This is a genomic window from Sphingobacterium sp. 18053 (assembly GCF_902706145.1).
Lineage (GTDB): Bacteria > Bacteroidota > Bacteroidia > Sphingobacteriales > Sphingobacteriaceae > Sphingobacterium > Sphingobacterium paramultivorum.
This window is the reverse complement of sequence record NZ_CACSJW010000005.1, coordinates 353,637-375,035: the sequence shown is the minus strand read 5'-3', so window position 1 is coordinate 375,035 and position 21,399 is coordinate 353,637. Positions and strand designations below refer to the sequence as shown.

Genomic DNA, 21,399 nt, shown 5'->3' with positions numbered 1-21,399 from the left:
AAATTTTTAGCCTTTTTAATGGGCTATATAACCTATATATTTCAAGTGCCTGTGAAGTACTACTTAAGCACAGATATAGTACTAATTACGCAAAATTTGCGTAATAAAATTAGACAAGGAAAAATGTACTTTAAAGGTACTTCGATCCTGCTAAAAAAGCGCTGTACGATTGGCGCTCAGAACCTTCTAAAAAAAGCAGATTCTTCGGGCAGCCTTCGGCTTTTGTTTGAGTATCGTTCGACACTTCGTCGTACCAACCTCGCCTCTTCTTCCGGAACGCTTCGACCGTTGTTCGACTGCGCTTCGGGTAGGAGTCGAAGCGTACACGAAGCCCTGCCGAAGCCGAGCCGAAAGGGTGCCAAGCCTGTATCGACCATATCCCGAAGAAGTCTCGAAGCCGAGCCAAAGGTCAGTCGACGAGCGGGAGAGGCATTACCTTCTTCGGACTTTTGCCTGACCAACTTCTCCCCAGCTTCTGCCTTTCATGCTATTGGCATCGAGTTTTCATCGGGATCTCATCGGGCCACACCGATCAAAACCCGATGCCGACTCGATGAAAATCCGATGAAATGTAAAAATTCGGCAGGAATTGCTCAAAAGATGGTCGAAGATTTTCAGCAGGTGGGAGATGCTAGATTGACGTATGGAGTAGAATCTGAACGATCTGTTTTAAGGTGTTTTAAGTCGATCTGTAAGGCTTTGGTATTTCGAATCAATACTTTGCTTGGATTAATAAGTCCAGTTGTTCAGCGGGCTTTAAAATGCTTTTTATTCGTTGCAGATTATAAGCGTGCCTATCGCATGATTTTGACATGCTTGTTTTTAAGTTTAGTTTCTATGTTTAGTTTATCGGCTCAGACGCCCCGCAAGGACAGCGGGGCCGATGGGCTCTCCGAGATCAAAGCTTTAAACATTGGCGACAAGATTCCTCAATCACTATGGGAGGTGCCATTGCAGGTGGTCAACCATCCAACTGGTCAGAAAACGATAAAGCTCAGTGAATACCGCGATAAAAAATTGATCATATTGGATTTTTGGGCAGTATGGTGCGCAAGCTGTGTGGAGAGTCTTGGAAAAATTCAGCATAAACTGAAGTACGATCATTCAGACATTGTATTTATCCCTGTTACCTTGAATACCGATACGGTCGTTGCAAAATTTCAACGTTCAAATAAGGTAGCAGGAGAATGGCAGTTTCCTTTGGTTGTTGGGGATAAATTGTTGAGACAGATTTTTCAGCATTCGTCCATATCACACTTCGTTTGGTTGTCGAACGATGGTACCGTGTTGGCTTTTACCTCATCGGAATATATTACAGATAGCCAATTGCAGAAAGGTCTGAAAGGTGATTTTGCTGATGTAAAAATGAAAATAGATCAGATTGATTTTGATCCGAAGAAACCGCTATTGATCCCTGAACTCGCTGACTTAAAAGCGCGCTATACAGGTTTTCGAACATTGCTAGCGGGTGCGGCACCTACAAGTGGGATGCAGAATTTGGATAGTCTGGGATTGAAGCGCCGCTATTTTGTAAATGCTAGCCTGAGAAGTCTCTGTATGGATGCTATGAGCGATATCCAAGGAATCCAGCTTGCCAAAAAGAAAATTGTCTACGAGGTCATCGATCGAAATAGATATTTTAATAAAGATCAGGTCAATGCTGATGTCTATAACCAGCAATATGGCTTATGCTATGAGGCTGTATTACCTGCTGAGACTACAAAAGCTGCTTTTCGGGAGACGCTTAAAAATGATCTTTGGCAACATTTTAAGATCAGACTGACCATAGAAGAACGACCGATTCCAGTAATTGCCTTGTACGGTAATAGCCGTAAATCTCATGTCTCAATAGGTGAAACTATAGCATTGAAAACACTGGTCGATAAGCTTAATGTTCGGGATAATGATATTCCGTATCTCATCTGCCCCGCTGATCTGCAAAACATGCCTGTGTCGAGTAATTTAAAAGATTGTACTTCTGCCAAGTTGCTGATCGAACGGCTGGCTCAATGGGGTATCAAGGCTGATGAGCGTAAGGAAAATCTTGCGGTATTGGTTATCAAAGAAAGGAGGGGAGCATGATGCGAGTTTTATTGATTCTTTTCATGCTGTCTTTCTCGGGACAGCTATTATTGGCTCAGTCTCTGGTATTGACTGTACGGGATAGCACAGATCAAAAGCCCATCAAAGGGGTATTGGTCCGATTAGATGATGTGCTCCTTCCGAGGGCTACGGACGATCGAGGGGAAATTGTGCTTAAGCCTTTGAAAAATAAGGTTCTGCTCAGTTTTAGGATGATGGGCTACCAGCGTAAAGAACTTGATGTGCTAGCCGGAAAACTGCCTGCAGTAGTCTACCTGAGTAGGACCAGCCATACCTTAGCAGAGGTAACGGTAAACACGGGTTATCAGGTGCTCTCGCGTGAACGCTCTGCTGGTTCTTTTGAGCTGGTAGATTCGGCACTGTTTAATCGATCGGTGGGTATGAATGTGCTTTCTCGACTGGAGAATACCACATCGGGACTGCTCTTTGATACGCGTACCGATCAGCCAAAACTACAGATCAGGGGGCTAAGTACGCTATTTTCGGATGCGAATCCACTGATTATTCTGGATGATTTTCCTTTTGAAGGGAATATCGAGTCCATCAATCCCAATGATATTGCCAATGTATCGATCTTAAAGGATGCGACGGCAACCTCAATATGGGGTGCGCGCGCTGGAAATGGCGTTATCGTTATCACAAGCAAACGTGGAAGCAGCAATAAAGCTAGGCACATCAGCTACCGCAATAATTTCTCATGGAGCGCAAAACCCAATTTAATGGCTTACCCCGAAATGTCAAGTGCAGATTATATAGGCTTCCAGCGTGTACTCTATGATCAAGGATATTACGAGAGCGGTATAAATGACAAAACTTTATATCCGGTATTAGGTGAGGCGGTGGAGATCTGGCAGGGAGTTAAGGAAGGGCGTATGGACGCTGCTGAAGGCGATCGACTGGTAGATCTGTTGAAAACTAGGGACGTGCGACAGGATATCAGCCGCTATCTGTACCGCCCGACATTCTTGCAGCAGCATTTTGTTTCCATAGATGGTGGTGCGGCCAGCAATAGTTACCTGTTTTCAGTCGGTTATGATAAAAATAATACAGATCTAGTAGGGCAATACAATGACCGGCTGACCTTAAATCTCCGAAACAACATCGATCTGACAAAGCAGATCAAATTGGAAAGTGACTTTTACTATGCACATGAGGGCGGTACACAAAGTGGCCTCGGCGGCTATGCTACCGGTTATCGTTTAGGTCGCGACCGGGTTGCCCTATTTCCATATACGCGTTTAGTTGACGAAAGTGGGAACCGACTGCCTGTGGAAAGAGATTTTAGGCATTCTTTTGTGGATACAGTGGGCAATGGAGCACTATTGGACTGGAATTATTTTCCGCTGAAGGATCGGGATGCGGTACAGGTAACCTCGGCTATGAATACCCTGCGGTTTAACATAGGGGCAAAAGCACAGCTGTTCAGCTTCCTGCGTGCAAGTCTCAAATATCAATTTGGACAGTCTTTTGGTCGAAATGATGACTATATGGGGCCGGATAGCTACTATGCACGTAACCTGATCAATCTGATGACGACGGTCAAAAATGGTACACCTGCTTATGCGGTACCGATGGGCGGAATCCTGGACTACAGCAACAGTAGGCTGGCATCGCACTCTTTTCGGATGCAAACGGATCTGAATCTCAAAATCGGGGATTTGGGACTGTTGAATGGACTCGTTGGAGCCGAATTGCGCCACAGTAAACAGAAGAGCGAGGGAAATCGGTTATACGGATATGTGGACGATTTGATTAGTTCAGCACCTGTTAATACAATCGATTATCTCCCCACTTACAATGGGATGTATGGACTGCAAAGGATTCCGGGCGGGGTATCGCTCTCGGAAAGCACCACCCGTTTTATCTCTTACTATGGTAATGTTGGCTATTCCTACGATGGGCGTATCAACTTCAATGCAAGTATGCGCAAGGATGAATCCAACCTGTTTGGTGTGGAGACAAATAAACGTGGGGTGCCGTTGTGGTCGGTAGGTGCTTCGTGGAATATTGCACGTGAAGATTTTTGGCGATCAAAGATTTTCTCTAGCCTGAATCTGCGCGCCACTTATGGTACGAGTGGTAACATCCCCAATGGCATGTCTGCTTATACCATTATCAGCAACAGTTCGGCTTCCTCAAATTCGGTCGTTAAAATACCTTATGCCAATATCGTATCCCCGCGCAATCCTTACTTACGCTGGGAGAAGGTCGCGATGGCCAATTTTGCGCTGGATTTTGGTTTGCTAGATGATCGGATCAGGGGAACGGTAGAATACTACCGTAAAAAGGTGGTAGATATGGTCAGCTCGCAGACAGTAGATCCGACGAAAGGGTTTTCGTCTGTAATGGTCAATAGCGCGCATATGACGGGACAGGGATTAGACTTGAATTTGATCGGAAAGGTTTTTAAAGGTAGCTGGAACTGGACTGTCAACATGCAGACAGGCTACGCTAAAAATACCTTGACAAAATATTTGTTGAATAGTCAAAGTCCGGCTTACCTCTATGTGGGAAGTGGTACCAATGTGCTGCCTTATGAAGGTGAGATGCCTTATATGCTCCTGAGCTACCGCTTCAATGGGCTGGATCCGGCAACAGGTGATCCCATAGGCGAGTTGGATGGCGCTCCTAGCGAAAATTATAAGGATATCCGTCAGAAGACGGCTTTGGACCAGGTGGTTTTCCATGGCTCGCCAGTACCGCTGTGGCATGGCGCCTTGAGGAATACGCTTTCGTACAGACAACTTACGTTATCCGCCAATATTGCTTTTAAAGCTGCTTATTATTTTCGGCGGAATACCGTCTCCTACAGTAGCTTACTAAAAAATAATGATGGCCATGCCGACTATGCGCTGCGCTGGCAAAAGGCTGGTGATGAGCTGTATACGACTGTTCCTTCTTTTGTGTATCCGATCAATGAAGATCGGGATAATTTCTATAGTATGTCGTCAGCGACCGTAGAAAATGGATCCCATATTCGCTTAAATGATATCAGGATTTCTTATGCCTTCAAGGGAAATTTATTTGGAAGCAAAATCATCCGTGGCATGGATATCTACTGTTTTGCAGATCGCCTAAACTGGGTACTTTGGCGTAAAAATAGGCGCGGTATCGACCCGGAATATCCGGACGGATTTAAAATGCCAATGCAGATTTCCTTTGGCTTAAACATGCAATTATAATATGAAAAAGATACATCTCTATTTTGGACTAGCGCTGTACTGGAGTCTACTATGTATGGTCTCCTGCACGAAGTTTTTGGATGAAAAATCGAATAAGGCACTTTCTGTCCCAAAGACAATTAATGATCTGCAGGCATTGCTAGATGCCTACGGAACCATAAACAGTGTCTATTCATCGACAGGTGAAGAGGCTTCGGACAATTACTTTTTGAGCGCCAAAAACTGGCAGGGTATTGCCAATCAGGATACACGTAATAGGTACATATGGCAGGAGCAGGGAAAGCTTAATGCCGATTGGATATCTCCATATAAGGTCGTATTTATCTGCAACACGGTTCTCGAAGAACTGGAAGTGCTGGGAAAAGAAAAAAGTGAACAGGACTATCAGCGTATCAAAGGCTCGGGGTTATTTTTTAGATCCTTTGCTTTGTATGAACTGGCAAGTCTCTTTGCACCGGTGTATGCTGCTGAAAATATAGAGAAGCTTAGTATTCCCATTCGGCTGTCTACAACAATTGAGGAGGATACCCCGCGAGGTACGGTGGGACAAACTTATGAACAGATTTTGAGCGATCTGGAAACTGCTGCCGAACTATTGCCCGAGCATACGGCTTATATCAATAGGCCGACTAAGCGTACAGCTTATGCGCTTTTGGCCCGTATTTATTTGGCTATGTCGGATTATGCAAATGCGTTGAAAGCAAGTACGCAGGCACTTTCTTATGGTAAAGAGTTAGTGGACTATAATAGTATCAACCTCACTGCCGCAGCGCCTTTTAACACGACGAACGCAGAGATTATCTGGATGGCAGGAGGTAATACAGTCAGTGCGCTACTGGCTCCGGCTCGTAGTCGGGTAGACTCGATTCTGTACAGTAGCTATGCCGATAACGACCTGCGCAAAAAGGCATTCTTTACCAAAAATGCGGATAGCTATTATACATTTAAAGGAACCTACGATGGCCGTGTACAGGGCTTCCTGTTTAAAGGCTTGACCGTGGATGAGCTATACCTAATACAAGCCGAAACACAAGTGAGGGTGGGAGAGGTGCAGGAAGGATTAAAAAGTTTGGCAGTCCTGCTGAGCAATCGCTATGTTAAAGGTACCTATCAGCCGGATTTAACGATGGAGCATGAGCAGGCATTGAAATTGGTGCTCGAAGAAAGGAGAAAGGAATTGTTGTTTCGGGGACTTCGCTGGACAGACCTAAGGCGTTTCAATCTGGAGAAAGAGACAGCCATGACGCTACAGCGGAAATTGGATCAGGAAGTCTACAGGCTTGCACCTGATGATCTGACATATGTGTTTCTGATACCTGATAATGTTATAGCCATCGCTGGGTTTCCGCAGAACCCACGATAAAAAAGGAAATCCATCCAGATCTGCATTGTAAGCATTTCTGGATGGATTCAAAACTAAATTTAATTTAACGTATGAAAGAGACAAAAAGATTAGTCATGCAATTTAATCTCCGTTGTCGGTGCGGAGTTTGCCAAGGCATTGCTAATGTCTTGTTTAAATTGATTACTAAATGTAGCGGGCTGTGTTGATGATCCAGGCAATGCACGTACCGCACACATTTCTTCGGTACCTGGACATAGCGTGTTAGCTTCACCGTCATCTGCCGGTTGCGGTTGAATAAGGGTATAATTGCTTGCATCGGTCGGATCTCCGCTGCCGTCATACTGATACCATTGTGGATCAACAATTGTTGATTTCTCAGTTATCGTATTTTTCTTCATCACTGCAACTGCCGCATACGTACCGATTGCGAGCATTGCCAAGATTAAAGTGAAGAGTGATGCCTTCACTGCGAATTTATTTTTCATCATAATCGTGTTTTTTGATTATGATACTAAGGTAGACCCAGCAATGTGGAATTACTATAGTATTAATTCCTATAGTGCGGACATTAATTCCTAAATGTTAAGTTTCTTTTCCTATTTCAGCTGTATTTATTCCAAACTTGGGTTATTTTTATTCTGATTGTACCACCTGAGCGTGATACCCAGAAATTGAGCGATCTGTAGATCGGTGAGTTTAAATCGAATGTCAGCATAGCGATGGTGAAACCAGCGTATCAGTGTTCTGCTGTTTTTTAATCTAAACAGATTTTCCTGCTGCTGGTAATATTTGAGTTCTTGCAGGAGCAGATAATGGAAAAAGGCGGTTAGCTCTGTCGCTTGTAAGAGATGTTCAACAGGGATCTCGATGATATTGCCGCCTTCTGGGAAGATAATATTCATTTCGCTACGCTGGAAAGCAAGCAAACTGTCAGTCTTTAAAATAATCTGATCTTCTTGCCAGATACGGGATAGTCGCAATTCCCTGTCAATATGCTCATAACCCAAAGCATAACCGGTATGGATAAAACAGATATGCTTGGCAATACCACCGCGCTCGAGATAGATCTCCTTGGGACTGCAATATTTGATAGTGACCAGCTGGCGCAAGATATTCTCCTGACTGTCAGTGAGCCTTCTGTAGGATTCTAAATGCTTGATGAGCTTTTGATATGATCCGCTATGTTCCATTAATTTTACTTTTGTTGTTGACTACAGACTGTCTCCAGCTGTAGGGCCGCGCGGCCCCGATCGCTTAGAATATAAAATTGATCAAACTCCTGCTCTTCCATCAGCGCGTGAAAATCGATCGTATCGATGCGGTAAAATGCGGATATCCATCCGATCTCCAATGCCAGTTCAAGTCGCTCTTGCCAAAGTGTGATGTTAAAAAAAGCGGCATCATGAGCTAAGCCATCCCGTGAGCGGTTGTTTTGAGCGCTAAGGCAAAGCAAGAGCAATTCCAGCAAGACAAAGTCATCAATCCGCTCTAGCCAAAGTTGCCGCTTTTCACGATGAAGCTGCTGCCGCAGAAGCGAAAGATCGTAGCATTTCAGGATGCTTAGAACAGGGTAAGGCGCAAAAGGCTTCAAGGATTTATGGATTAAATCCTGTAGGTTAACAATGATGGTGCAGAGCCGATGATAGGGTATTTTTTTATAGTTCTGTTTATGGTAATTGGCAATTTTAAGCTTTGCCAGGAAAATTTCGGGTTCATCATTCGCCTTGCTGTTGTTACAGCTATGACAGCTGAATACAATCTTTCTAGATTCGGGATGTTTGGAAAGAGGGCGTACATGATCGCGGGTGATCTGACGGCTGGGATCTTGCCGGGTGATGTCCAATGGTGTATTGCAGTAATAGCAGGTCAGGCTTGTGTTAATCTGCGATGCGTTCGGTTGGATAGAAAGGGGGCTGGATACAGCCTGGTACTTTAATTGCGGCTTTTCGGAGTCCGTTCTCTTGAGGACAGTGAGATTCCGCCCGTTGAGATCAGGCTCCAGATGATCCAGGATGTAAAGAATATTTCTGATGATGGTCTGGATCTGCGATACAGCAATATATTTAAACTCCTTTGTTTTGTCAAAGCAGCCTTGCAGTATTTCGATAAACTCTTCGGGCTCAAGCTGTGATTTGGCTCTTTGGCAGGTATGGCATACAACAACCCTGATCTTATTGCCGCACAATTTCGTCGATGGACGAAATAGGTCATTGCATCGCTGGAGATTGGTCCAGTTGTTATGGTCACTCAAATGGCGTTTGCAATAGAAACACTGTTCTATGGGGGAATTATAAAAGGACTGTCTGTATGTTATTCTTAGTTTTCTCATAATTATTTTATGATAGTCTATAGTCATTGGTTTTGTGCCAACAGCTGTGCTATTGTTGGTGATCCAATAACTCATTGTGGTATTATAAAATTAGCAAGCTCTTACTTTGAAGGCAAGGTAAGATGTTTGAAAACGGATGAATGGTAAGGGCGATCGTATTTAAAAGTTGCTTTATGGATGCATTAGGTGAATTTTTCGTCTTGGCTTGAAAATAAAATTATAGTACGAATGGTGGTATTTGTCGGTATATTTTAAGGGGGGATGTAGTGATTTTTTAATTTGTTGTTTGAAAAATTATTTATTTTAGTTTGCCTTAACCGGTTATACAGCTTTATGGAAACTAAAAAACTTATTGAGACATTTCATTCCGAGATTCAGGTAAAATACATACCGATCAGGCTCCAGCTATTTTTTGCTGTTCTGGTGGGGAATTTTTTCTTTTCGCCCAGCAGGTTTCTTGTTTTTGATGCGCGTTATTCAGCGCCGAAATTTTATCTCTATTGGTTTCTATCGTCGTTGATTGCTATGTGTGTGCTTCGTGGAGCACATATTTTTAATCGGTATATGGATAAAAGATTATCATGGCTGACGGATTTTAAGCCTCGGTTGATCAGGCAAATCCTCTACGGACTGGTACTGCCCGCCTTGCTGACAGTGGTTTTAGTGATGCTGGTATTCTTACCCTTAAATGCAAAAGGTTGGGGTGCAATCATACCCTACATACACAACGAATTCAGGTTTTTGGTTTTGTTTATTTTTATTTTGAATCTGCTATTTCTGGTGATATACGTCATCCGCTTTGCCCGATTTGTGAAAGATCAATACTTAGAGGCAGAACTTGAGTTGGCTGCTCTCAGGGAGGTAGTTGTAAGTTATGAAACACTGCAAATGAAATTGGAGGATGAGCGGAGTGAGGACCTTTCCGATGCGATCAAGCTTGCTCCTTGTCTTGGGGTGAAATACGGTTATGAAGATAACTATGTCGCACTTGACGGCATTGCCTTTATCAAAAGCTCGGCGAATGATAAAAAGCTCCTGACCTTGACGAGTAGTAAGGAATATACACACAACTATAGCCTCGAGACATTGATGAAGGTACTCGACCATAATCAATATTACCTGATGTACAGGCGTTATATCGTTAATCGGAGTATCATTAAAGAATATCGTGCTTTAGAAAATGGTATATTAACGATTGAACTAAAGCCGTCTTTTGAGAAGCAAGATGATATATTGGTAAGCCGTTACCATGCTGCTGATTTTAAACGTTGGTTTGAGAAGGCCTAAAAGCCATATTGCTAAATCATTCATGATATAGCTGTGGCTGACTTACAGGTGGACTATGTCAGTAGTTTGCTGATAGGTCAGCCGTATTTCCTTTATCCGGCAAATGCTATTTTGCAAACTTATAATTCACGCCAACCGCAATTCCCAAAGCCTGCACACGATCATAGTTTCTCTCGGAATGGAAAGGAATGAGCGAGTACATTTTGTAGTGTGGGGACAGCGTAACAGCAAATTGCTGGGATAATGGAACCTTTGCGCCTAGTCCAACATGGAAACCTATGCCATGCTGCTTGTCTACATAACTATTTGCGTTCTGCTGGAAGTGTAACATCGGTCCCGCATTTGCGTAGAGATATTTCAAAAATTTTACCCTGGCATCTAAAGGGAATTCCCAAATAGAGAGTTCCGAGGAATATTGCATCCGCTCCACCGATGGATCGACTATTGCCGATGTCGTCGTGATGTTCTGGTGGGAATAGCCCACACCTGCACCAAACGACCATGTTTCATTATAGTGATAGCCTACGCGGAGCAATACAGCGATATAATTCTTACTGTCGTCGCTACCGGCTCCCATAAGGCTTTTCCGAGGTCCAATAGTACTCTCAGCAAGTGGAGTAATAGAAAGTTCGATGTCATAACTGCCACTATTGTTTTGCTGCGCATAGAGGCCGGTTCCTGATAAAGTTAAAACGGAAAGAAATATCCTGGAAAGTAATTTTTTAAGCATATGAATGTATGATTATAGATTTTATAATTGTTTTCTCTTTTTAATTGGCGCTAATTCTCACTAGAAATCTAACTGATAACGTGTAAAGCTTCCTTTTTCTGAATTAACAGTGGCGGCCTTGTCGAATTGTAAGGGATCCGGTCCATTATAGCCTTGCCATTTTAATACAGATTCCATATCGGCAGGAATCGTTATCCTAACGATGGTATCCAAATCACGAGGGACAGGAGCGATAGAAAAACTAGTATTGGATTTCTCTGGACCATAGCTAACCGATAGCATTTTCAAATCGAGTTTTTTGACATTTTTGAGATGCAACTCCATTTCACCTCTTTTGAAAAGCATTATTCGTTCATCGGTTGGGGTATCATATTTGAGCTCGTCCAAGTCATAATAAGCTACGCTTTGATAGGAATCTGGATCATATGCATTAAGATAATAACCATTCTTTTTGACACTAACTATAAAAAAGCCTTCTCGGGATAGGTATTTGCTGGCATCAAATCGAAAACTATATTTGCCTTTGGTATCTGTCTTTGTTTTCCCCAAACTTATAGATGGTTTAAGGAACGAACTGTAATATTGGAAAGAAATTCCTAGTTCTACATCAGATAATAATTTGTTCGCAGGAGTATCCACAACAACTCCCGATAGTACAATACAATTCTGCGCACAGGTTGTGCCATCGCGCTCATCTTTTTCGCACCCAAATAGAAAGAATGGTAGGATAAAGAGCAACCATTGCCCTTTATTTACTTTTTGAAATATGTTCAGCATAATAATATAGAATAGGTCAGTAAGACGTATTAAAGGAAAATCAATAAAACTGCGCATTTCGTTAAAATAGGTCTTTTCATAATTTATTTTGATACTATACTATTGCAAACGGAAATAATATGCGTAATGCTACAAATTTAATAAATATAAGTTAATAACTCGTTTTAGACGGTAAATTATAAAATTTGATCATAGATGATTGGGCATTTGCGAGAATAATGGCTCCCAATTGACCAATGCATAATAAGCTATTGGAAAATTTATTGGAGTAGTGTAAAATTTTTGTGTCTGTGTCAGCTAGAAATCGAAAAATGAAATGTTTGCTGGCCAGCTGGGGTAATATTCTTTGAATTTTAATAAATTAGTTGGATGAGATATTTAATAGTCCTATTGTTAGGCTGGTTTACTTGTTATCCGGTCGCTGCACAAAACCAAGCGAAGGGAAATAGTGCCGGTAAAGATGAGAAGACCTATGTACTGGTCGCCAATAAGATCAATACCGATTTTAATTACAAGTTACTGGATGATTTTGAGCAGTCTTTTTCAGCTTTAATCAAAGAAAACAACAGCCGCGAATTGATATTCAATCCCATAAATGGCAAGTACCATTATTACAAGTTTATCGCCACCTATAAAGCAAGAGGTATCTCACCAGATAACGATTCGGTCAAGCCGGAGCAAACCTTTCACAATATTTTGATCATCAAAACCGATGACCAGCAAAAGATTGTAGATGGCTATCATTTTGTGCTCGAATGGGGCGAAAAGCCATTATCTTATCCCTTGTTTAGGATAAAGTCTACAGGGGTGCCTCTGCAGGAAGGCTTGTCATTAAAGCAGTTGAACCTAAAAAGGGTGACGGATAATACGGATTTTGATAGCGATGGTAAAATCAAATTGGCAGGATGGTAGATCATTTTATCGAAGTATTAGCCTGCTGTTTATTGGCTTTCCTTTAGGCTGCGGTCGTTGGGGCCATATGCTCATTAATGCCTCGTCTTTTCCGGCCATATAATTTTCGATCGTATACGTGATATTGATATCAGGTTTTAAAGGTCCTTTTTTTCCTTTCCATACTTCCCAGTATTTCGTCGAATAGGCAATCACGATGTCTGATTTTGGTAGACTGAATCCCCTTACTTCGCCATAATGATTGATTGAGCCGCTGGTTTCTTCGCCTATAAAGGTTGCATTAGAATTTTTCTTCAGTTCAACTGCATTCATCACAGCTGAGGAGAACGTATTCTTGCCTATCAATACAAAAAAACTGTCTTTTTTATTCAGGTAGCTGTTTTTGATTTGGTCAATAAATGGCGTCAAAATACCGGAATTCCCGCCGTTGTTATACCTTAGATCCAGCACAATTTTATTTGGACGTTCGGCATTGATCAACGTGAACAACTCCTGATTGAATTGATCGAAAGGCTGAGCCGGATCTTCCCGGCATGTCGTATAATTAAAATAAAGGATTTTGTGAGCAGCGTCATAATCGTACCAATAGTTCCCTTTTTTCTTTTTTGAAAGTAGATTGACCGCACCCGCTGTTAAGTTTAATTTTTTTAGGTCATTAGCTTCCGATGACGTCAATTTTATCTTACTGATTTTATTGTTCCGGTCAACAAATGTGAATGCAGCTTCTTTGTCCGAATCTATGATTCCAAGGCCTTTTAAAAAAGCCGGATTGTTGATGAAATGGAGAAGATGATCATTGAAATACGAAAGGTTTTCACTTAGGATAGCCTCCTTAAACAAAGCATTAATCTGTTTGAAGCTGTGGTTATTGATTGCTACTAATTTGTTACCCAATAACGATGCAAAAGCTGGGTCTATAGCTGTTATATAGACTTCATCGTTAAACATATCCAGCTGAACGGGAAGTATCCTGTTGAACTTTGTTTCAACAAAGGTGTGTTCATCTTTTATACTTACCATTAGCTTGAAGAGCGCTACGGTGAAGGTCTCATAATTCAACGAATCAGCTTTGCTGGCAATGTCATCGACGAGCTTCTCAAAAGTGGCTTTTGTGGTTTTGGCAAATAGATTGGTATGTTTGGCGGGTAATGTCCTTTTTAAAAAATCCAGATCTTCGAGATAGTCTGCTTTAGTCAAGGTTTGTGAAAAACCGAAAGTAGAAACCAAAACAAAGAGGATGATAAATAGTATTTTATTCATGATCATTTAAATGCAGCCTGCGGTAAATAATAGTATAATTTTAAGTTTTCTTGTTAATAAAGATATAAATTTGCTTTAATACGTAAAATAAAAAAAGAGGGTATATTTTATTTCTTCTTTAGGCGTGAATGAAAGGTGGGCAATTATAAATAAATAGTTTAAATATGATAGTGAAAATATTAATCCCAATTCTTGCGTGCTGCTGCTTCGTGTCATGCATTGACCAAAAGCTCTATTTGCGTAATGTCCAAAACCCTGGAGCTCTGGATATCGATGGTGTATTTGTTTCAGAAACGAATAAGGAAGATGCAAAGGAATACGTTTGTTCAGTAATTTTGCTGTATCGCAATTCGGTGATGTTGCACGGACTGGTATTCAAATCTGATTTGAAGAATAATTTTGAGGGTACGATAGATAGATTTGCTAATTTGATGCAAGATAGCAAGACTGGTTTTGGGGTTTATGATATCTCCAATGATGAAATTTACATGGAATTTTGGGAACCATCGTCGGGAGGGCCTTTAAAAACAGTGATAAACAAGGCGAGAATTATTGATAAAAGAAACTTTAGGATTACCTATTCGAAAAGTAATTATAGAGGTCGGGAGCGAACCGTAGATGAACTTTATAAGTTTTATCCTTTGAAGCATAAGCCGGATAGTACAAACAGATTTATTCGAATAAAAAAGTAACTGATATAAGCTAGTCGCCGTTATTCCAATCACTGGGATGCCGCGCCATAGCTTGAAGAGCTATCATCCTTTTGTTTTTGATTTTAAACACTGATGAATAGCGGTCTTGGTTCGGGATATTCCTTAAAAGTCAGAAAGATCCACAAAGTCCCCACAATTTTAAAAACGACCATATTCGCATCTTTATTCTTTTTTTACAACAATAACCGTAGTTTTGAGCTAGCCGGAATACGGCAGCTATCAGTCTACCTTTTTAAGCCTCTATCATGAAAAAAATTATTCTTCTGATCTTATTATCCATAACGCTACTTCCAGTTTTTGCCAATGGAAATGTAGATTCATTATTGCAGGTACTCGATAAAGCGATAGCACGACGAGCTGATTTTTCAGATAAAAAGGAACAGCATTTAAAGGATCTGAAACTGGCATTCCATCGCAGCAGCGGTCTACAAGATAAATTCAACTATGCGGATAAGCTCTTTGATGCTTATAAACATTACAATCTCGATTCGGCCATTGCCGCCGCACGGACGAAATTGTCCCTTGCGCAGCAGCTGCAGGACCGGCAGCTGGTATTGCAGTCGCAGATGAATATTGCGGAGATTATGGGGAAAATGGGGATCTACAAGGAAACTTTTGATAGCATGGCCAAAATAGACAAGTCTCAATTAAATAAAGACCAATGGGGCTACTACTATCACCTCTACCATTCCATCTATACGCTGCTATTTAACAATGCTTTACTGGATGATGAAAAAAAACAGTACAATACACTCATTAGCCGTTATAAGGACTCGCTCCTCCAGGTTTATGATACGCAGAGTATACCCTATAAACTGACCTATAACGATAAGCTGCTTGAAAAAGGAGATTATAGAAAAGCCCTTTTGGCATTAGAGCAAATCGGGCAGCAGCCGGATGAAGATAGTGCGCAAAAAGCCAGTATCGCTTATCGCTTTGCCAAGACTTACGAAAAGCTGGGCGATGCATCGGAACAAAAAAGATTTCTGACGCTTGCTGCTCTGACAGACATCAGGAGAGCAGCCAAAAGTTATGTCGCCCTGCGCGAGCTGGCTGTCTTACTGTATGAGGAAGGTCAGGTGGATAGAGCTTACTCCTATATCCGCTGCGCGATGGAAGATGCTTCCTTTGCCCGAGCCCGGTTCCGTATGCTCGAAATTTCCGAAGCGCTTCCCATTATAGTCGCATCTTATGATAAGAAGATGGAGGAGGAGAAGAATAACTTATTCAATTATCTGATACTGATTTCCGTATTGTCGGTGATCTTATTGGCGAGCAGTATCCTTATTTATCAGCAGCTTAAACGGATATCGGCAACCAAGAAGCTAGTGAAAAGCAAAAACGATGAATTGATGGAAATCAATGTCACCCTGCGCGATCTGAATACCAAGCTTTCTGAATCCGACCATGTTAAGGAAACGTATATCGGCTATGTGTTCAACCTATGTTCGTCGTATATCAACAAGCTGGAAAGCTATCGTGTCAACCTGCATAAAAAACTCCGGGCGGGCCAGATCCAGGAGGCCCTGGCGGCAACTGGCGATACCAATCTTGTATCCAATGAAGTCAGGGATTTCTTCCAGAATTTTGACGCGGTATTCCTGAGTATATATCCGCGATTTATTCCGGACTTCAATCGGCTGCTTAAACCCGAAGAGCAGATCCAGCCCAAGGCTGATGACTGCCTTACACCCGAATTGCGTGTCTTTGCGCTGATGCGGATGGGGATTCCGGACAGTAGCCGTATCGCAAACTTTTTGCATTATTCACCGCAGACAGTTTATAACTACAAACGGAAAATTATGAATAAGCTGGAAGTCGGCAAGGAGGAATTCAAACTGAAAATGGAACAGATCGGACGTTGATTTTGCGCTGATGGTCTACTCATAACCCCTATTTTGTCTACTTTATTTTTGAGTTTTGTTTTTATTAAAGTATTGTTTATTAAGTAGTTGTTTTTCTGTTTTCTAGCAATTAATCTACTTTCTGCATCTACTTCTATTTTAATTGCAGCTGTCTCAGTCTAACTTTGAATTATCGGGCAATGGATATCCTGTTGCTCATTAGATAACCAATTATAGACAATTATGATACAGTTCAAACAGCGGAAAAATCTGCTTACTTCTCTACTTTTTCTTGTCGGCCATCTTATCGTTTTGCAGCAGGCGATAGGACAGGAGATGACCGCGGTCAAGGGTACCGTTTTCAATCGTGCGACGGGCAAGGCAATCGTTGGTGCCAATATAAAAGTGAAGGGACAGGATCGCACGGTACTTACGGATGCCAATGGAAATTATCAGCTTAAACCTGGCGAAAAGGGTACGCTAGTCATCTCCTATGTGGGTTTTCAAAAACAGGAGATACAGCTTGATGGACGCATGCAAACTGATATCTTTCTCGAGCCTGCGGATCAGGAACTGGAAGAGGTCGTAGTGATCGGTTACGGTCAGGTCAAGAAAACAGATGCCACAGGTGCTGTTGCTAGCCTGAAACCCGACCAATTAAATAAAGGTGTTCAGATAACACCCCAAGATGCCCTAGTAGGGAAGATTGCGGGTGTTAATATTGTACCCGGGAGCGGAGCACCGGGGAGTGAAGGGACGATCCGGATCCGGATGGGGGCATCGCTGTCGGCTTCCAATGATCCGCTGATCGTGATCGATGGTGTACCTATAAGCAGCGGATCGCCCCTGCGGTCAATCAACCCAAACGATATCGAGACATTTACCGTCTTAAAGGATGCTTCGGCCACAGCGATCTATGGTTCGCGTGCATCTAATGGGGTCGTCATCATTACAACAAAAAAAGGTACGCTGGGGCAGTCGAAACCACAATTTAATTATAGCAGCAATTTTACGCTCAATAGGGTAGCAAGTTATTATGATGTGCTGTCTGCCGACGAATACCGCAAGGCTTTTGCTGAGAAAGCCAATGCTCCTGCAGATTTTCAGCTGGGTTCAGCAAATACCGATTGGCAAAAGGAAATATACCGCACAGCCTTCGGCAACGATCATAACCTTTCTTTAACAGGTAACAGCGCTGGCATGCCCTACCGCGTATCAGGTGGATATACTAATCAGAATGGTATCATCAAAGAAAACAAATACCAGCGGACAAACTTAGGGTTCGGCATTTCCCCTAAATTTCTGGATAAACATTTATCTGTAGACCTGAATCTAAAAGGCAGCTTGGAGCGCGAGCGTCCAATTTCTACTGGTGTCATCGGAAGTGCGATCTCTTTTGATCCTACACGGCCAGTTTATGAAGATTATCCTGATCAGGAAGGATTGGGCTATTATCTTTGGCGGAATGGTGGTACGCCCATCACATTGGCACCAAGCAACCCGGTGGCGGAGCTCTTTTTGTCTGATAAGCTCGATCGGATCAAAAGGTCAATCGGGAATGTTGCGGTGGACTATAAAATCCATGGTTTCGAAGAGCTCAGGTTAAATCTCAATCTAGGGTATGATATCCGCAAGCGGGACTATGAGGAGTCTATTCCGGATAAGGCACCATCCATGTATACCTCAAACCGTAACGATGGAAGGGGGCTTTTCCGGACACAGAATGACAAGAATACCAACTACATGCTCACTGCCTATGCAAATTATGTGAAAAAGTTTGGTGGGAAGCACCAGATTGATGCGACTGCAGGTTACGAATGGCAGCGCTTCTGGTATAGTACCGACCCCAAAAGCGCCGTTAAAGATGTTGTTGATACCTCAATTCCGGATGAAGATATCCTCTATCTGCTCTCTTTTTTCGGCCGGGTCAATTATTCCTTTGCAGACAAAATATTACTGACAGGAACATTGCGTGCCGATGCATCTTCGCGTTTCTCGCCGGAAAACAGGTGGGGCTATTTCCCGTCTGCGGCATTGGCTTACCGCCTTTCTGAGGAAAGTTTTATCAAAGATATGGGCAAGATCTCCGATCTGAAGCTGAGACTGAGCTATGGCCGGACAGGTCAGCAGGAGATCGGCGGTTATCATCCTTACTTATCAACGTATTCGGTTTCCAGCAACGCGGCAAGATACCTCTTTGGAAGCAATTGGCTAAATATGTACCGCCCCAATGGATACGATCCGAATATCCGATGGGAGACAACAGATACGTATAACCTAGGGCTGGATTTTGGTTTTTTTAACAATCGTCTATATGGAAGTTTTGATATCTATAAACGTTACACCAAAGACCTGCTGAATAAAATTGCGGTGCCTGCGGGAAGTAATTTTACCAATATTATTGAAACTAACATCGGCGATATGGAGAGCCGGGGTATAGAGCTTGCGCTGGGCGGCAGTCCGATCAAGAAGAAGGACCTGGAATGGACGGTAAATGCAAACTTCACTTATGGCAATGCGACAATAAAAAAGCTCAATACCATTGATACAGACGATAATTACGTGAAAACGGGTACCATTAGCCGCAATGATTTTCAGGTGCAGAAAGTGGGCGAAACACCGAATACCTTTTTCTTGCTCAAACAGGCCTATGATGACAATGGCAAAGCGATCGAAGGCAGCTATATCGCCAAAGATGGTTCGGTTACCACCAGCGAACAGGATGCCAATAAATACATTACGGGCAAAAGCTCGCGGGTTCCTTATTACTACGGCCTATCGACCCGCCTAAATTATAAAAATTGGGATCTGGGAATCAACGGTCATGGAAGTTTTGGTAACTATGTGCTCAATTACCAGCAGGCGAGCCAGTCAATGATGGACTTGTTCAGCTCGGAACGTGTATCCAGCAATATTTCACAAAAAGCATTGGAGCGGGGCTTCGCGCAGGAACGCTATTTCTCCGATCTGTTTTTGGAGAGCGGTGCCTTCTTTCGAATCGATAATATTACTTTGGGACACTCATTTCGCCGTCTTTGGAATGAAGGTACTGCACTACGGATAGCCCTGAGTGCGCAGAATGTAAAGCTCTTTACAAAATATTCGGGCGTGGATCCTGAGCTTTTCAATGGGCTCGACAACAATGTGTACCAACGTCCGCGCATCTATACCCTTTCATTAAATCTTAGCTTTTAATCTCCTTAAGAATGAAAATCATGAAACACAGGATAATGATATATGTAGGTAGCTTATTCATGCTATCTGGATTAATGACTTCATGTCTGAAAGATCTCGATACCTTGCCGCTCAACGATCGGCAGCTGATCAATGAAGATGTTTATAAAACAGCAGCCGGCTATAAAGGAGTGCTTGCCAAATGTTATGGTTCGCTCATCTTGAACGGACAGGAAGGACCGGATGCCAATGGTGATCTTGGCGGTCTAGATGTAGGATATAGCGGCTATACCCGGGCTTTATTTTATTTGCAGGAGTGCACGACTGACGAAGTAGCCCTGCATTCGGGAAGTTCACAGGGTTCGCGTGACTTGCTCTTTGTCAATTGGAACCCCTCGACTATGATCAGTAAATATGCCTATTATAGGCTCTATATGACAATCGGCTACTGCAATGAATTTCTTCGCGAAGCAACAGAAAGTAAATTGAAAGAAAGAGCGGTGTATGATGCGCTCAAAAATGATATCGATGCTTTCCGGGCCGAAATCCGCTTCCTACGGGCTTACTGCTATAGCATGCTCTGCGACCTGTATGGTTCGGGGCCCTTTATCGATGAAACCATGGCTGTCGGGACTATTCCGCTGCAGAAAACACGCAAGGAAATCTACGATTATGTAGTTTCCGAACTCGAAGATGTACAGGCCAAACTGATACCCGCTGGTAAAAATGAATATGGACGCGTCGATCAGGTGGCATCCTGGTTTCTATTGGCCCGTGTTTATCTGAATGCAGAAGTATGGTCCGGAAATAAGGAATATACCAAAGCATACAGCTATGCCAAGAAAATCATTAGCGATGGTACCTACCCATTGGCCTCCGATTATCGCCATATCTTCTTGGCCGACAACGATAAATGCAAGGAGATCATCTGGCCGTTGGTACAGGATCAGGATAATACGATCAATAGCGCTGGGACCAATTTTCTGATCAAAGCATTGGTGAACGGTGTGATGAGCAATTATTATCTGACCGGAATCGGTGCGCGCGGCTGGGGAAATGCTCGTGCGAAAACACAGCTGCTGGATAAGTTTGCCACCGCTGACCAGCCATTTATTGCTAACGATACCTGGGGGGATAGCAAGCGGGATAAGCGTGCCCAATTTTTTTCGCCAGGTCATACCAAGGAAACCTGGGTAGCAGGTAAAGCATTTCAAAATGATTTCAATAATGGCTATGCGATCATGAAGTGGCGCAATGTTACCAAGGATCGCAAAGACCTTGCAGAAGGGGGTACCACATATAGTTCGGTAGACTATCCGATGTTCCGTACCGCAGATGCCTATTTGATGGCCTCGGAGGCTATCTTGCGCGGTGCTGCGGGAAGCCGGACCGAAGCTTTGGACTATGTCAATCAGCTACGTGACCGCGCCTATCTATCGGGTAATTACGGCGGGGCTGCCAGCGGAAGAATCACTGAGGCTGAACTTAGCCTGGATTTTATCCTTGATGAACGTGCACGTGAATTATACACGGAGTCTGTGAGACGGACAGACCTGATCCGATTCGGCAAATTTACAAAGGGATACAATTGGGACTGGAAAGGGAGCGATGGCGCAGCAGGGCATTATGTGGGCAAGGATGTAGATGACAAATTCAACTTATTTCCCATCCCCCAGGACGAATTTACCGTGAATCCAAATATCAAGCAGAATCCAAATTTTAATTAAGCCGGCGATATAGCCC

15 protein-coding genes are annotated in these 21,399 nt (G+C 42.8%); 9 read left to right on the top strand and 6 right to left on the bottom strand.

Annotation, left to right across the window (positions count from 1 at the left end):
* Positions 1–123: 123 nt before the first annotated feature.
* Genes GVK91_RS14015 through GVK91_RS14005 form a run of 3 tightly spaced genes read left to right on the top strand, consistent with a single transcriptional unit; the run spans position 124 to position 6,648 of the window.
* The gene (locus GVK91_RS14015) at positions 124–2,082 is read left to right on the top strand and encodes a redoxin domain-containing protein (protein ID WP_159729479.1); all 1,959 of its coding nucleotides are present in this window, start codon (positions 124–126) and stop codon (positions 2,080–2,082) included.
* Positions 2,079–5,285, top strand: coding sequence for a SusC/RagA family TonB-linked outer membrane protein (locus GVK91_RS14010; protein ID WP_159729477.1), 3,207 nt, complete (start codon positions 2,079–2,081; stop codon positions 5,283–5,285). Before GVK91_RS14015 ends, GVK91_RS14010 begins: the two co-directional genes overlap by 4 nt.
* Before the next feature lies 1 nt (position 5,286).
* Complete coding sequence (locus tag GVK91_RS14005; RefSeq protein WP_159729474.1) at positions 5,287–6,648, top strand: RagB/SusD family nutrient uptake outer membrane protein; 1,362 nt, start codon at positions 5,287–5,289, stop codon at positions 6,646–6,648.
* 89 nt (positions 6,649–6,737) lie between these two features.
* On the opposite strand, the gene GVK91_RS14000 is transcribed toward GVK91_RS14005, so the two are convergent.
* From GVK91_RS14000 to GVK91_RS13990, 3 genes are all read right to left on the bottom strand, one after another.
* Complete coding sequence (locus tag GVK91_RS14000; RefSeq protein WP_159729472.1) at positions 6,738–7,118, bottom strand: hypothetical protein; 381 nt, start codon at positions 7,116–7,118, stop codon at positions 6,738–6,740.
* A 123-nt stretch (positions 7,119–7,241) separates the two neighbouring features.
* Positions 7,242–7,820: a hypothetical protein gene (locus GVK91_RS13995; RefSeq protein ID WP_159729470.1), complete on the bottom strand. Its 579-nt coding sequence runs from the start codon at positions 7,818–7,820 to the stop codon at positions 7,242–7,244.
* Between the two features lie 5 nt (positions 7,821–7,825).
* Positions 7,826–8,959, bottom strand: a complete 1,134-nt coding sequence (locus GVK91_RS13990) for a hypothetical protein (protein ID WP_159729468.1) — start codon at positions 8,957–8,959, stop codon at positions 7,826–7,828.
* 333 nt (positions 8,960–9,292) lie between these two features.
* On the opposite strand from GVK91_RS13990, the gene GVK91_RS13985 reads away from it, so the two are divergent.
* Entirely contained in the window at positions 9,293–10,246 is a 954-nt protein-coding gene (locus GVK91_RS13985; RefSeq protein ID WP_159729466.1) for a LytTR family DNA-binding domain-containing protein, read from the top strand.
* A gap of 106 nt (positions 10,247–10,352) precedes the next feature.
* Here the strand turns inward: GVK91_RS13985 and GVK91_RS13980 are convergent, their stop codons facing one another.
* Together GVK91_RS13980 and GVK91_RS13975 are read right to left on the bottom strand one after the other, a co-directional pair.
* The gene (locus GVK91_RS13980) at positions 10,353–10,976 is read right to left on the bottom strand and encodes an outer membrane beta-barrel protein (RefSeq protein WP_159729464.1); all 624 of its coding nucleotides are present in this window, start codon (positions 10,974–10,976) and stop codon (positions 10,353–10,355) included.
* A 60-nt stretch (positions 10,977–11,036) separates the two neighbouring features.
* Positions 11,037–11,753 (bottom strand): hypothetical protein, encoded by a 717-nt coding sequence (locus tag GVK91_RS13975; protein WP_159729462.1) that lies wholly within the window; start codon positions 11,751–11,753, stop codon positions 11,037–11,039.
* A gap of 369 nt (positions 11,754–12,122) precedes the next feature.
* On the opposite strand from GVK91_RS13975, the gene GVK91_RS13970 reads away from it, so the two are divergent.
* Positions 12,123–12,665, top strand: a complete 543-nt coding sequence (locus GVK91_RS13970; protein WP_159729460.1) for a hypothetical protein — start codon at positions 12,123–12,125, stop codon at positions 12,663–12,665.
* Between the two features lie 6 nt (positions 12,666–12,671).
* On the opposite strand, the gene GVK91_RS13965 is transcribed toward GVK91_RS13970, so the two are convergent.
* Complete coding sequence (locus GVK91_RS13965) at positions 12,672–13,925, bottom strand: hypothetical protein (RefSeq protein WP_159729458.1); 1,254 nt, start codon at positions 13,923–13,925, stop codon at positions 12,672–12,674.
* Positions 13,926–14,089: 164 nt separating this feature from the next.
* Between GVK91_RS13965 and GVK91_RS13960 the strand changes: the two genes are divergently transcribed.
* From GVK91_RS13960 to GVK91_RS13945, 4 genes are all read left to right on the top strand, one after another.
* Positions 14,090–14,617 carry a hypothetical protein gene (locus tag GVK91_RS13960; protein ID WP_159729456.1) on the top strand — a complete coding sequence of 176 codons (528 nt, stop codon included), beginning with the start codon at positions 14,090–14,092 and terminating at the stop codon, positions 14,615–14,617.
* A gap of 266 nt (positions 14,618–14,883) precedes the next feature.
* On the top strand, positions 14,884–16,503 hold the full coding sequence (locus tag GVK91_RS13955) for a DUF6377 domain-containing protein (RefSeq protein WP_159729454.1): 1,620 nt from the start codon (positions 14,884–14,886) through the stop codon (positions 16,501–16,503).
* A 222-nt stretch (positions 16,504–16,725) separates the two neighbouring features.
* Complete coding sequence (locus GVK91_RS13950; protein WP_159729452.1) at positions 16,726–19,677, top strand: TonB-dependent receptor; 2,952 nt, start codon at positions 16,726–16,728, stop codon at positions 19,675–19,677.
* A gap of 20 nt (positions 19,678–19,697) precedes the next feature.
* Positions 19,698–21,383, top strand: coding sequence for a RagB/SusD family nutrient uptake outer membrane protein (locus tag GVK91_RS13945; RefSeq protein WP_159729450.1), 1,686 nt, complete (start codon positions 19,698–19,700; stop codon positions 21,381–21,383).
* Positions 21,384–21,399 lie beyond the last annotated feature (16 nt).